This is a genomic window from Acinetobacter sp. ANC 4470, from assembly GCF_002135335.1.
Taxonomy (GTDB): Bacteria; Pseudomonadota; Gammaproteobacteria; order Pseudomonadales; family Moraxellaceae; genus Acinetobacter.
The window spans coordinates 49213-63912 of record NZ_NEGC01000012.1 but is presented as its reverse complement, the minus strand read 5'-3'; the positions used below and the strand labels follow the sequence as shown (position 1 = coordinate 63912).

The 14700-nt window shown below is 36.1% G+C and carries 11 protein-coding genes and 1 pseudogene; 5 read left to right on the top strand and 7 right to left on the bottom strand.

Translation table 11 applies throughout. The features are described from left to right. Positions 1-389: 389 nt before the first annotated feature. The gene (locus tag B9T25_RS13920) at positions 390-1589 is read right to left on the bottom strand and encodes a PilT/PilU family type 4a pilus ATPase (RefSeq protein WP_086189009.1); all 1200 of its coding nucleotides are present in this window, start codon (positions 1587-1589) and stop codon (positions 390-392) included. A gap of 291 nt (positions 1590-1880) precedes the next feature. Continuing rightward, positions 1881-2942 (bottom strand): 3-deoxy-7-phosphoheptulonate synthase, encoded by a 1062-nt coding sequence (locus B9T25_RS13915; RefSeq protein WP_086189008.1) that lies wholly within the window; start codon positions 2940-2942, stop codon positions 1881-1883. A gap of 636 nt (positions 2943-3578) precedes the next feature. On the opposite strand from B9T25_RS13915, the gene B9T25_RS13910 reads away from it, so the two are divergent. Together B9T25_RS13910 and B9T25_RS13905 are read left to right on the top strand one after the other, a co-directional pair. After that, positions 3579-5165 carry an ATP-binding cassette domain-containing protein gene (locus B9T25_RS13910; protein ID WP_086189007.1) on the top strand — a complete coding sequence of 529 codons (1587 nt, stop codon included), beginning with the start codon at positions 3579-3581 and terminating at the stop codon, positions 5163-5165. A gap of 167 nt (positions 5166-5332) precedes the next feature. Continuing rightward, positions 5333-6538 carry an aromatic amino acid transaminase gene (locus B9T25_RS13905; RefSeq protein WP_086189006.1) on the top strand — a complete coding sequence of 402 codons (1206 nt, stop codon included), beginning with the start codon at positions 5333-5335 and terminating at the stop codon, positions 6536-6538. Positions 6539-6986: 448 nt separating this feature from the next. Here B9T25_RS13905 and B9T25_RS13900 read toward each other — a convergent pair whose 3' ends face one another. Continuing rightward, positions 6987-8102 (bottom strand): S-(hydroxymethyl)glutathione dehydrogenase/class III alcohol dehydrogenase, encoded by a 1116-nt coding sequence (locus B9T25_RS13900; protein ID WP_086189005.1) that lies wholly within the window; start codon positions 8100-8102, stop codon positions 6987-6989. A gap of 122 nt (positions 8103-8224) precedes the next feature. On the opposite strand from B9T25_RS13900, the gene B9T25_RS13895 reads away from it, so the two are divergent. After that, on the top strand, positions 8225-9778 hold the full coding sequence (locus B9T25_RS13895; protein WP_086189004.1) for a phospholipase D family protein: 1554 nt from the start codon (positions 8225-8227) through the stop codon (positions 9776-9778). A gap of 7 nt (positions 9779-9785) precedes the next feature. On the opposite strand, the pseudogene B9T25_RS13890 reads toward B9T25_RS13895, so the two are convergent. Beyond that, a pseudogene (locus B9T25_RS13890) lies at positions 9786-10052 on the bottom strand (SAM-dependent methyltransferase); the annotation flags it as partial. Positions 10053-10277: 225 nt separating this feature from the next. Between B9T25_RS13890 and B9T25_RS13885 the strand changes: the two are divergent. Beyond that, a complete protein-coding gene (locus B9T25_RS13885; RefSeq protein ID WP_086189002.1) occupies positions 10278-10715 on the top strand; it encodes a hypothetical protein in 438 nt (145 codons plus the stop codon). Positions 10716-10759: 44 nt separating this feature from the next. On the opposite strand, the gene B9T25_RS13880 is transcribed toward B9T25_RS13885, so the two are convergent. Beyond that, entirely contained in the window at positions 10760-12154 is a 1395-nt protein-coding gene (locus B9T25_RS13880) for a PLP-dependent aminotransferase family protein (RefSeq protein WP_086189001.1), read from the bottom strand. A 130-nt stretch (positions 12155-12284) separates the two neighbouring features. Here B9T25_RS13880 and B9T25_RS13875 point away from each other — a divergent pair, with 130 nt between their 5' ends. Next, complete coding sequence (locus B9T25_RS13875) at positions 12285-13148, top strand: DMT family transporter (protein WP_086189000.1); 864 nt, start codon at positions 12285-12287, stop codon at positions 13146-13148. A gap of 194 nt (positions 13149-13342) precedes the next feature. On the opposite strand, the gene B9T25_RS13870 is transcribed toward B9T25_RS13875, so the two are convergent. Further along, complete coding sequence (locus tag B9T25_RS13870; RefSeq protein WP_086188999.1) at positions 13343-13936, bottom strand: uracil-DNA glycosylase family protein; 594 nt, start codon at positions 13934-13936, stop codon at positions 13343-13345. A gap of 30 nt (positions 13937-13966) precedes the next feature. Beyond that, the gene (locus B9T25_RS13865) at positions 13967-14677 is read right to left on the bottom strand and encodes an SGNH/GDSL hydrolase family protein (RefSeq protein WP_086188998.1); all 711 of its coding nucleotides are present in this window, start codon (positions 14675-14677) and stop codon (positions 13967-13969) included. Positions 14678-14700: the final 23 nt, after the last annotated feature.

The window sequence follows — 14700 nt, the reverse complement described above, 5'->3', positions numbered from 1 at the left end:
ATGATTAAACAGGGTGGAAAGTTTCACCAAGTTTGATGATGGGCTAATAAACAGCGTGGTGAGCATGAGAGTAAAACAATTCATTCTTGCCTTGTTCCAAGAAAAATGATTGTTTAGAATGTGGTGTAGCTCGTTGAGGTATGACATAGTTTGAGTCGTCAGAAAACTATTATTATGTCACTTATTTCAACGAGTTACTTTTTTTGTCGTGTACAAAGAAATTATATGTAGATTATCCAAAAGAAGCTCAATAATTCGAAATAATGATTGTGTGGTAAAAGATGGACGTATTGCAGAAAATTGAACATCTCTAAATCTAAATTAAATGGCCACGATCCAAGATTTGAATCATGCCCATTTAATCAATTAACACACTAAAAATTTATTTTTTAACCAGAAGTCACAGGTTCTTGTTTCGCATCATTTTCATTTGAATCATCTTCTTGTTTCATGCTAAATGATGAAGCTGGGCTTGCAGCTGCTTGATCTGATCGGGTACTTTTTAATTTAATCTGTAAACGTAATTCATTCATAGAGTCGGCATTACGTAAAGCTTCTTCATAACTAATTGAACCCTCGTCATAAAGATCAAATAAAGCCTGATCGAAGGTTTGCATACCCAGCTCGCGTGACTTTTTCATGATTTCTTTAAGTTCATGAAGTTGACCTTTGAGAATATTATCGCCAATCAATGGTGTATTGAGCAAAATTTCAATGGCTGCACGACGTCCACGACCATCTTGAGTACGCACTAAACGCTGAGAAATAATCGCTTTCATATTTGAAGATAAATCCATCAACAATTGATTTTTTCGTTCTTTAGGGAAAAAGTTAATGATTCGATCTAGTGCTTGATTGGCATTATTGGCGTGCAAAGTGCCTAAACATAAGTGCCCTGTTTCAGCAAATGCAATGGCGTGTTCCATGGTTTCAGTGTCACGGATTTCACCAATCAAAATTACATCAGGTGCTTGGCGTAAAGTGTTTTTCAAAGCATTGTGCCATGAATGACTATCTACCCCCACTTCGCGGTGGGTAATCATTGATTTCTTATGTTTATGTACATATTCAACCGGATCTTCAACCGTAATAATATGCCCTGCTGAATTTTCATTACGATGATCAATCATGGCAGCTAAAGACGTCGATTTACCTGAACCTGTTGCACCAACAACTAAAATTAAACCTCGTTTTGCCATCATGACATCTTTTAATGATTCGGGTAATTTTAACTTCGCAAAATTTGGAATTTCTGCGGTAATGGTACGAATCACCATACCCACTTGTAATTGTTGTTGGAAAACATTAATACGAAAACGCGAAACATCGGGAACACTAATGGCAAAATTACACTCAAGCTCTTTTTCAAATTCCTGTCGTTGAGTCTCATTCATTAAACTATAGGCGAATAATTTAGTTTTATCAGCAGTTAAAGCCTGTTGCCCAATAGGTTTCATCAATCCTTGATGTTTAATACTGGGTGGAAAATCTGCTGAAATAAATAAGTCAGATCCACCATATTCCACAACTTTGGTCAGCATATGAAATATTATTTTACGCGCTTCTTCCAATAATTCCGCACTGTACATATTCTTCCCCATTAACAATTATTTTAAGTACTAAATAACAATTGCATATCGTTAATTATGTATTTATTAAACAATTAGTTATTACTAATATAAATTTTCAATATTGTGCATAAAGAAGTGAATTGACTCAAATTTGTTAATTTTAATTGGTTAAAATAATTTCAAAAAAATGTATACAGCATCAACAAAACAATGATCTAAATTTAAACATTTAACATAAATAGACAGATTTGAAAGAATGAAGCCCTTTTAAAAGAGCTTCATTGCAAAATAACCATGTTTTTAGTCGTATTAAGCACTACGTTTCAATTCAGAAATACGCAGTGAATCTGCAACATCCAATAAAAGTTGATGTGTTTTATCCCAACCTAAACAACCATCTGTTACAGATTGACCATAGGTCATATCACATGAATTTTTTTGCTGACCATCTTGTAAATGGCTTTCTAACATCACACCACGCACATTGGTGTGTACACGTTCAGCCACAATGGTACGCAAAACTTCAGCCTGTACTAATGGGTTCTTATGACTGTTGCCATGACTACAATCAATCACTAATGCTGGTAATTCAGCTTTGTTTTTTGCTTTAATTTTCTCAATTTCAGCCAATTGATAATTAGGACCTGAATTTGCACCACGTAAAATCAAATGCGCTGCTCTATTGCCTTGTGACTCTAAAATGCAAGGTAAACCAGACTGGCTCATGCCCATGAATTCATGTGGATGAGAAGCAGATTGAATTGCATCAAGTGCAATTTGAATTGAACCATCCGTGCCATTTTTGAAACCAATGCTGTACGGCATGTGGCTTGAAATTTCACGATGAATTTGTGATTCACTGGTACGTGCACCAATTGCACCCCAAGCCAGTAAATCATCAAAATAAGCGGTTGCCATAGGGCTTAAAATTTCTGCTGCAATCGGCAAGCCCATGTCGATAATTTGTAGGTATAACTCACGTGATTTTTCTAAGCCCAATTGCATATTCGATGAATTATCTAAATTTGGGTCATATAGAAAACCTTTCCAACCTATTGTGGTACGTGGTTTTTCAATATATGCACGCATGACCAGAAAAATTTGATCTGAGACTTGGCTTTGTAATTGTTGTAATTTTTGAGCATATTCAAGTGCAGAAATAGGGTCATGAATTGAACATGGGCCTGTCACAATCATCAAACGATGATCTTTGCCTTCTAATATATTTTGAATTGTTTGACGCTGATCGGCAATTTGTTGAGCTAATTTTGTAGACAAAGGTAATTGCGCTTTCAATTGATATGGCAAGCTTAAAATGGTTTCTTTTGCAGTCGTTTGAGTTTGTTGTAAAGCAGTATTTAAAGCATTCATTGGTCTTTCCTATGGGACTATTTTTTCAGTCCAATCCTTTATTTGAGCGTTATGGGTCTAATGGATTGCGTCATCATTTGATTAAAATAAAACCAATAAAAGTTGCTAAAGTATGAATAATTTAATGTTTTCATGAGGGTAACTCCAAAAAGTGTAAAAAATAAAGCATAAAAAAACCTGATCAGGGTTGCCGATCAGGTATTAACTTGGTGGGCAACCATTTTTTGCCCGAACGCATTCAGGCAATTATCTAAATTGCCAAAAATAATAAGTCGCGTTTGAGATTACTGGTTGCTTTAACATCTTTATTTCTTCAAAAAAGTATGTGTCTTAAGATAAAAATACGCTGTATTTATACATTTGACAATAGTTTTATATAAAATAAAAATACATAAATCAGTCAACTTTTACTTATATATTGTTTAAAAATAGTTATTAGAATAAAACTTGACCTGTTTATAAAAACTATTAAAATACATGTAATCCTAATTTTTTTACCGAGCAACACGCCAATGAAGTAAGTCCTTTTTTCCATCAAATTTTTCTGTATTTTTTGATGTGCAAAATAGGCTAATTACTTCTGCATGTATTTTAGAATTATTTTCTATTTTGCGCATCCTGTTATATGAGGTTCTTATGACCCAACAGGCATGTGTAATATCTCGACTTGGCGTAGAGTTCCCTACGAAAACACTTTTTCATGATCTTAATTTTTCACTTTTTGCGCAGCAAAACTCTGCGCTCATAGGTCGAAATGGTCAGGGAAAGTCTGTCATGATGCAAATACTGCATCAACAACCCGTTCATCTTCCTTTTGCGGGACAATTTTTTTGGCAAATGCCACATGCTTATTTAAAGCAATTACAGCGGCTTGATGTACCAACGATTGCTGAAGCTTTAGATGTAGAACAATATCACCAAACCTTTAAACGTATTGAGCAAGGAACAGCTACGTTTGATGACTATGAGCGCGCAGAAAATTTTTGGCATTTACCACAGTTGTGGTTAATGCAATTACAACAAGCAAACTTACCTACAGATTTAGATTTTCCAGTGATGCTATTAAGTGAAGGACAAAAAACTAAACTAGCACTCTGTCGTTTATTTTTATTGAAAGATCATTATTTATTGTTAGATGAGCCAAGCAATCACTTGGATTCTGACTCAAGATCATGGTTAATCTCATGTCTTAACCAGCATCCATCAGGTGCTTTAATTATTAGTCATGACCGCCATTTATTGGATAAAATGCAGCATATATATACTTTAAATGAGCATGGTTTGTCACACTATAGCGGCAACTATACTCATTATTTTGAGCACTCTCAGTTACAAACTCAAGCACTGGAACACTCTGTCCAGCAAGAGAAAAGAGAATTAAAACAGCTAAAAAATCAACAGCATCAAAATTTAATGAAAACACAAAAAAGACAACGTGCAGGCAATAAATTACGTGATTCCAATTCTCAAGCTAAAATTTTGTTGGACTTTAAAAAAGAACAAGCGGGGCAAAATTTATCATCCTTACAACAGCAACAATCTAGACAATTAAAAGAGGCAGCTAAAGCATTAAAGGAGAAAAAAATTCAGCTTGAAACAGTCAAAGCACAACAATTTAATTTTTTTAATAACAGTATTCAAAGTGGTGAAATTTTAAGAATAAATCGGCTGATTTTATCTTTTGGCACAACACAGAAAATCAGTTTCGCTTTAAATGCAGGACAAAAACTGCTTCTACAAGGTGAAAATGGTATTGGTAAATCTACCTTGCTTAAAATACTGACTTATCAGGTTTCTGCTCATAACACTAAAATCATATTCTCTGGCAACAGTTTCTATCTCGATCAAAACTTTAGTTTCCTCAATTTTGAGCTAAATGCTGTGGATAATCTCAAACGAGCCAATCCATCTATAAGTGAAGTTGAATGGCGGAATTTACTTGGTCAACTTCGGATTCGAGGTGAAAAATCTCTGATCCCTCTGACTCGTTTAAGTGGTGGTGAGCAAGTAAAAGTCGCTTTGCTCGCTATCAGCCAATCTGCACAAAAAATTGATTTATTATTACTGGATGAACCAGAAAACCATTTAGATATTGAATCCAGAGATATACTCGCTCATGCCATTTCTGAATATAAGGGTGCTCTAATCTTGGTTTCTCATGATCCAAGCTTTATAGAAAAATGTCGAATTTCAGATTCATTTCAACTATATAGACAGGACTGAATTACATTTTAACCAATTGATTTTAAATTAATTTCCATGTTTTACATTATGATTTACAGTTTATTTCTTTGAAAGGGAAAATAACGGACAATCTAGTGGTATTAAAAGATAAAATAGCCCACACCAAAAACTTAATTTGTTTACTACACATAATGAAGGATGTATTCATGTTCCAACATGTTGATACTTATGCAGGTGATCCGATTCTTTCTTTAATGGAAGCATTTGGAAAAGATGAACGGACAGAAAAAGTTAATTTAAGTATTGGACTTTATTACAATGAGGACAATATTGTTCCGCAATTAAATGCCATTAAGGCAGCGTATAAAAACATTGAACCAAGCAATGACAAAGTTAAACTTTATTTACCAATGGACGGTTTAAAGTCTTATAACGAGGCAACTCAAACCCTTGTTTTAGGTAATGAAAGTCCAGCTCACCGTGATGGTCGTGCGGTGACCATTCAAACTTTAGGTGGCTCTGGTGCGCTTAAAGTCGGTGCAGATTTCTTAAAAAAATATTTCCCTGAATCTGATGTTTGGGTGAGCCAACCGACTTGGGAAAACCATATTGCGATCTTTAATGGTGCAGGGATTCACTCGCACTTCTATCCTTACTTTGATGCTGCTACCAATGGCGTCAATGTGGCGGAAATGCTAGAAAAATTAAATAGCCTTCCTGCTAAAAGTATTGTGTTATTACACCCTTGTTGTCATAACCCGACAGGTGCTGATTTAACCCCTGCTGAATGGGATCAAGTAATTGAAGTGTTAAAAAAACAAGACCTGATTCCATTTTTAGATATTGCCTACCAAGGTTTTGGTCAGGGTTTAGAAGAAGATGCGTATGCGATTCGCGCTTTAGACCGATCAGGGATGAATTTTATTGTTAGTAATTCATTCTCTAAAATTTTCTCACTTTATGGTGAGCGTGTGGGTGGTTTAACGTTTGTCTGTGATGATCAAACCACAGCGCAAAAAGTATTGGGTCAGCTTAAAGCAACAGTACGTCGTATCTATTCAAGCCCAGCAACGACGGGTGCTTTATTGGTCGATAACGTGCTTAATGATGCTGATCTCACTGCCCAGTGGCAAGCAGAGCTGAAAGAAATGCGTGAACGTATTATTAAAATGCGTCAACTTTTAAATGAAAAATTAAGCCAAGCTTTACCTGAACATGACTTTAGCTATTTGGTTAAACAACAAGGTATGTTTAGCTACACGGGTTTAACGGCTGAACAAGTGGATATTTTAAAAGACAAATATGCAATCTATTTGGTGCGTAGTGGTCGTATGTGCGCCGCAGGTTTGAACTTAAATAATATTGATTATGTTGCTGAATCTATTGCAGAAGTGATTAAAGCAACGGCTTAAAATCCGCTGCTAAAAAAATGGGCAATCTGCTTAATGCTAATCAGCTAAGAGGGTTTACAATTAACTCCTTAGCTTTTTAGTTATTCACGACGGAGTCTTATATTTTTAAATCAAATACTAGGAGCTCATTTATTACTTTGGATAAGCCCAAATGAGAAGCCTCAAAATATATTTTGAGTTCGCAAGAAAGGCATCTTGCGGCGCAGTGCGCCTCACCGCAAAACTCGTCAAATACCTGTTATTGATCAATTCATCGCAGAAACCTTACTTTTTTAAAGTAGTCTTGCCTTGCGCTGCAAAATAAAGCCGTGCTTTATTTATTGCTCAAGTTGCGGATGACGTTTCCGCGTATCGAATAATATCATGAATTAAAAAAGAAAATGCCAGTCCATTTCTTAACCGACTGGCATTAGGCAATCTGCCCGTTTTTTATGTTGCGCAAAATGAATTAATCTTGAAAATGCACCACTGAACGAATAGATTTACCTTCATGCATCAAATCAAAAGCTTCATTAATTTGATCTAACCCCATGGTATGCGTGACAAAAGGTTCAAGTTGAATGTCACCTTTCATTGCATCTTCAACCATGCCTGGAAGTTGAGAACGACCTTTTACACCACCAAATGCAGTACCTTTCCACGTACGACCAGTGACCAGTTGGAATGGACGGGTCGAAATTTCCTGACCTGCACCTGCTACGCCAATAATCACGGATTGTCCCCAGCCACGGTGTGCACATTCAAGTGCTGAACGCATCACATTAACATTACCAATACATTCAAATGAATGGTCTACGCCCCAATCTGTCATTTCCACAATCACTTGTTGAATCGGCTTGTCATAATCTTTTGGATTTAAGAAATCAGTTGCACCAAATTCTTCAGCCAATTTGAATTTATCTGGATTGGTATCGACGACAATAATACGCCCTGCTTTGGCTTGGCGAGCACCTTGTACCACAGCAAGACCAATACCACCTAGACCGAAGACTGCGACTGAATCGCCCTCTTGCACTTTGGCAGTATTATGAACTGCACCAATACCTGTTGTTACACCACAACCCAACAAACAGACATGTTCAGGATTTGCATCAGGATGAATTTTCGCCAAAGACACTTCAGCAACTACAGTATATTCACTAAAAGTTGAACAACCCATATAGTGATAAATGGGCTGACCGTTATAAGAAAAACGTGTCGTACCATCTGGCATTACGCCTTTACCTTGAGTCGCACGAACAGCCACGCAAAGATTAGTTTTCCCAGATTTACAGAATAGACACTCGCCGCATTCAGCCGTATAAAGTGGAATTACATGATCACCTGGTTTGACACTGGTCACACCTTCACCCACTTCAATCACAATACCTGCACCTTCATGACCAAGTACCGCTGGAAAGACGCCTTCAGGATCATCCCCCGACAAAGTAAACGCATCGGTATGACACACACCTGTATGGGTGATTTTAACTAGAACTTCACCCGCTTTTGGTGGAGCAACATCCAGCTCGACAATTTGAAGCGGTTCGCCTGGACCAAATGCGACTGCAGCACGTGATTTCATAAGAGAGCTATCCTTTATTTAGTTCTTTAACAGATGAGCTACAGTAACCGCTTTTTATTATCAGATTCAACCTTTAACATGATGATAATATGTGCTTATAACTTGATGACTCCATAATAATTATGCTGATTAAATCATTTACCCATACTGTCATGTTTTCTTTAGCTCTCATTACGTTGACGGGGTGTAGTTTGCCTATGAACCAATCAAATAAACAACCGCCTATTCAAACTCATGCGGAACACTGGTTAAACGGTTCAAATGTCGACACGCAAATATCGCAAGGCTTAACCGCTTATTTGGCTTTGGATGATGCTTTTAGCAGCATTGCATCAAGATTACATCTAATTGATAAAGCAAAATATAATATCGATTTACAGTATTACATTTGGGAAGATGATTCGATTGGGCATCTCATGCTGGCTGAACTTTTAAAAGCAGCAGATCGCGGGGTAAAGGTTCGTTTACTCATTGATGATCAAAATGGGACTAAACTTGATGCCACCTTAAAACAACTGGCACAACATCCTAACTTTGAAATTAAACTGTTTAATCCCTATAAATTTAGAAAACTACGGGTTATTGATTATGCATTTCGTTTAAAGCATATTAACCATCGTATGCACAATAAACTCATTATTGCCGATGGCGCAATTGCGGTTACTGGTGGGCGTAATATAAGCCGTGAATATTTTGATGCGAGTGACAATTTTCAATTTACCGATATGGATATTTTGTTCTACGGCACTGCTGTTCAGCATGCCAATGAAGTCTTCCATGAATTTTGGAATGACGACTTAAGTTATTCAGTGCCACAACTTTTGGGCGATAGCAATCCAGAGCAACTTTCTAAATTGCGTAAGTATTATGAACTCACTGCTTTACAAAAAGATCAGTTAAAAAGACGAATTGAATTAGCCGAAAAACAAATCAGCAAACACTTAAAAGATCGCCCCGTTAATTGGGCAAAAGCTCATTTTATCGCAGATTCACCCGATAAAATTCGTGGTGAGGCGACCAATGATCAGCTTATTTATCGTCAAATGCTCAATATTATGGGAGAACCGAAGCAGCATCTTGAGTTAGTTTCAGCCTATTTTGTGCCTACGCGTAAAGGTACAGACTATTTAGTTAATCTGACTAAAAATGATGTAAAGGTTAGAATTTTAACCAACTCATTTCTTGCCAATGATGTTGCAGTGGTACACGCCTTTTATCAAAAATATCGTCATGATTTACTTCAAAATGGCATTCAACTTTATGAATTTAAGCCCTATATTGAACGTAATAAACGGACTTGGTATGAAGTGGTCACAGGAAATGTAATTCCTGCCAAAGGTAAAAATACCTCTAGCTTACATGCCAAATTTTTTGATATAGATGGCATGGTCTTTATTGGTTCATTTAATTTCGATCCTCGTTCAGCCAATTTAAACAGTGAAGTCGGACTGGTGGTTGAATCTGATGTTCTACAAAATCAAATTTCCAGATCACTTGATCAATATTTACCGCAAATTGCCTACGAATTAAAACTGAATCCACAAGGCGAAATCATTTGGCTGGATCAGCATAAAGATGGCTCGATCGTAGAATATAAGCATGACCCAGAAACGACGAGATTTCAGCGCTTTGCTATGAAAGCGGTGTCCTATCTACCCATTGAATGGATGATGTAATGACAAATTAATGACATTCAAATATACATAAGCCTTTTATTTCCAGTGGAATTTCAATTTGTGTAAACCCTGCCTGCTGTAAACGGACTAAATGCTCTTGTTTTGACATATAAATTTCATTATTGGTCATGGCACTTTCAGCAAATAAATGATCACAAATTAGATAGGTAGACTGTGCTTTGAGTAGCTGGGTTTTTACTATTTTGTGAAAATCCAAAGCATATGATTTATGGCGTAGCTCGTGCAAAGCTTGATGCATAATGATGACATCGTATGTGTTGAGTGGCTCGACCCATTGCACTGCATCTTCAGGTTTTCTTAAATTAATAGGGCTAGCAACGTCTTTTATTAACATTGTTTTTTAGAACTTATAAGGTTTTGATTTATATTTATACATAAATTCAATCAATCTATGCAAAGGTTTTACTCATCTGCTCCTTTGCTTTAACATTTCACTTTTCGAGTATTTAACTCTTTTTCTCCTGATCGTGACTCTCCCATGCAATTTTTTGATTTAAGCCGTCAATTTAATTTAAATGATATTTTATTGCCTTATAAAACCCTCGATGATTTAGGTCGCCAAGAATGGTTTTTGTCTAAAGTTCGAGTAGAACATAACTGTTTATCTGAAAGTGATCTTTTAGAAGGTCAAGTCGTTTTAAAGTCGAATGAAAATATTCAAATTGAACTGGAATGGCTTATTTTAGATACAGGATTTGAACTTCAGGTTTTATTTAAAGGTATTGAAACCGAAACTAATGAAGAAACGTTACTCTTTGTCAAAGGGGCTCATATTTTTGATATAGAACAGAATAAAATTTCTGCACAAGCTTTAAGTTTGTGGCTAGATGGCACGCTCCTCCCAATGTTGCCAAAAATCCGTACAGAAATTAAAGCACGCTTAAATCTGTGGGATTATGTCGAGTATGACAATTAAGCTTAATCAATAATATGAGCAGTCAATATTCTTATATTGAGCCATCATATTAAACTGTCATTTTGGTAATGTTCAATCGCATCCGACAGTACATCAAATACTTTTTTGTCTAGACATTGAGCAACATTAAAACGCATGAATTGACCAGCATGCTCTGACTGACTGAATGAATTACCGGGTGCCAAAATAACGCCTTGCTTCAAACATATTTTGGATAGTCTTGATGCCTCAATATGACGGGGTAAGGTACACCATAAAAAAAGTCCGGCTTTAGGCGTAATCCAAGGATGGATATTAAGCTGTGCTAATTTATCAATGACCTCATTGGTTGCTTTGACTAAGTGTTTTTTCAGCCCATCTAGATGCTTTGGATAACTGCTATCAATCAAGGACTGATAGATAATTTCTGCGTTCAAATTACTATTACTAAAACTCGTCGCAATTTTTAAATCAATCAATCTTTCAATTTTTGCTAAATCACTAATGATATAACCACAGCGAATAGCAGCAGAAAGTGTTTTGGTATAACTACCTATTTGAATGACATGCGAAATACCGATTAAAGCTGCATATCTTGGTGCTGGGGAATATTCAAAATCAGCTAAAATTTCATCTTCAATGATGATCATATTCGCTTGTTCCACGACTCTAGCAATTTGATAGGCTGTCTGTAATGAAAGGCTTGCCCCAGTTGGGTTATGAATTCCTGAATTAGTCAGATAAATTTTAGGTTTTAGATTAATTGCCTGTGCAAAATATTCAACATCAGGACCATGTTCAGTAAATGGAATTGCGACAGCCTTTAAATGATGAGCTTTAATGAGTGCTTGGAAATTGAAATAACAAGGATCATCAATCAATACTATATCGCCCGGTTCAAGCAATACCCTAAAAATCAAATCAATCGACTGAGTTGCTGAGTCGGTAATTAAAATTTGATTGGGATGAATGTTTAGCTCATATGCTTCTTTTTTTCTGCTCAGCAGCTGTCTTAATGCCAGATGTCCATGTGGAAGTGCATAATCAATTAAAATTGAACTGTCCAATTTTGCAACTGACTTTAAAGCTTTTCGAAGTGCTTGTTCTGGCATCCAACTCGCAGGTAACCAACCACAGCTGGGTTTAAGAACCTGATTATTCGCTTCTAAAGATTGTCTTGAAATCCATAATGGATCAATTTCTCTATCATACTGAATGTTTTGTTCAACATTGAAAATTTGTACAGGTCTACCAACCACATAATACCCTGCACCGGCTCTTGCTTCGATCATGCCTTCTGCGATCAATCGTGCATAGGCTTCAACAATTGTGGAAACAGAATAGTTTAATTGTTGCGCATATTGTCGTACCGAAGGTAATCGTGAACCAGCGATCAAGTTTTTAGTGGCTATTTTTTCTTTTATAATTTGAATCGTGATTTCAATTTTAGTTTTGCTCATTTATTTACCACAACAATTCAACTGTACTGATTAATTTAGCATAACAGTTATTATAAACTGTATTGCTTTGTGCATATAAAGGCCCAGCCCGTTTAAGCTAAATTAGCATAAATTTAATGAGCAATTTATAATGAACAAAATAAATATTGGCTGGATCAATGGATTAATTGGTGTCATCATTTTTGCAGGTTCTATGCCCGCTACGCGTCTGGCAGTCGCGGATTTTAGTCCTGAATTTTTAACAGGAGCACGAGCAACAATTGCAGCAATATTCGGTTTGATCTGTCTTATTATGCTTAAACAACAACTTCCTCGCCCTCATCAGTATAAATCATTGCTTATTGTTGCCCTTACTGTGGTTATTGGCTTTCCATTATTAACAGCATTTGCATTACAAAGTATTAGTGCAGCAAGATCATTGGTCTTTGTGGCATTATTACCACTTTGTACAGCAATATTTAGCGTTTTAAGAGCGGGAGAAAACCCGAGTTTAAAATTTTGGTTATTTACCTTACTCGGCAGCAGTTTTGTCATTATTTTTATGCTCAATAATGACAGTACAAATTTAATATCGCAGGGTGATCTCTATATGATTGCTGCGATTATTGCATGTGGTTTTGGCTATGCTGAAGGCGGATATTTATCTAAAACATTAGGTGGATGGCAAGTGATCTGCTGGGCACTGAGCCTTGCTTTACCTTTCATGCTCATCTTTAGTCTTTACTATATTCCGCATAATTGGGGCGATATTTCTTATTCAGCATATGCTGGGCTATTTTACGTTTCCACTTTCAGCATGCTGATTGGTTTTTTCTTTTGGTATAAAGGATTGGCTATGGGCGGTATTGCTAAAGTTGGGCAAATACAATTAATACAGCCATTTTTTGGATTAATGCTTTGCGCAATTATCTTGAATGAAACAGTCAGTTTTAATATGGTTTTGGTCTCTATTGCTGTCATTATTTGCGTAATATGTGCAAAAAAATTCGCCTAAAATGAAAATACTGACTGAGTCTTGAAACTTAATATCGTTTATTCAATATCTAAAGAGATATATTTGCTGTAAATACTCAGCCAACTTTTAAAGCTGAGCTGAATGCAACCATGTTCATCCATTTAAAAATGACATGATTCAATTATATAGATTGGTAAAAAATGAGGATCTGGATTTTTCATTAATAAACTTTCTTAAAGTAAGCCTATTTCATTAAATAATTGAGCATAGGCTTCAGCTTTCTTTTCAATGGGCAAAGGATAGGCACGTGAAGATGAAGGCATACGGTATAAAGTCATGTCACGTTTAGCGAAATATGTTTTTGAAGACTGTCCAATTTGAGGTTTTTCAGTCCCTTCTGGCATAGAAAGCATTAAAGTATCTGTGGCTTTATCTCCAGTTGTCATCATATTGTGACATAGAGGAATTTGTTGTAAAAGTTGCGCTAAATCAGTCGGCTTTGTTATTTGTAAGAATTTATCGGACGCATTACCTTTTAATCGAATGATCTGATACGCCGTATCAAAGATTGCAATGCCATTTTCAGTTAAAAAATCACGAATGAGGGGTTCTTTAAAATTTTTATTTGTCACATCTAAAAAGTGTTCTTTATTTTGAAAAAATACTAAACCAAAAATTTTCCACATATCGTTTTGATAATTTGGATAATAAAAATCCATTTTCCATCGTGTTTTAGGTGGTGGAAAACTTCCCAACATTAACAATTGAGCATTTTCGGGAAGGAATGGCTGAAGTGGATGCGTTTCAATTTCTGGTTCAGTCGACATAACAAGCTATTTCAAAGGATTCTGATTAATTTAAAACATTTTTCGAATTTTTTCTGCCACTTGTTCAGCCCAAAGTACATATATTTCTTTGCTAGGATGAAAACCATCTGCCGCCATTTCTAAATTTAATGTTTTAAAACGAACCAAATCGTATTCAATCCATTGCATATTCTGTTGTTTTTGCACAAATTGCCCAAGTGCCTGATTCATTTTTTTGGCATATCGGCCAAATAACCATGCTAAGGGATTAGGCAAAGCTGGAAATAAATTCATGGGTGGAACACCAGATGCAATAATAATATGCGGTGTAAACTTCTGATTGATCTCGTGATAAAGTTCTTGTTGCAGTTTTATCCAGTCTTTAGGCTGTGTGAGTTTGGTAATATCATTTACCCCAACAGAGGTAATAACGACATCAAAATGCTGATGAAGTATATTTTGAGCTGTTTCTATAACCTGTGCGCTGCTATAGCCCGTTGTAGCCTCTAACATATAACGAATTTCATAGTCATTTTTTAGCTGATTCAATACTGAACCAAGCAAGGCATCTTCCTGTATTTGTACGCCTACACCTGCCGCAGCTGAATCGCCTAGAATCAAAATTGACAATGGGTTTCCTGTGCCGATCGTTCCCTGGCGATTACCATCCGGTTCAGGCAAACGTAATGTATTTTTTTTGACGGCATAGCCTTGTATCAACAGTGCTGGAATTAACACTATGGTCGATATTTTTAAAAACATAGCTGTTGAAAGTCTCAGAAATA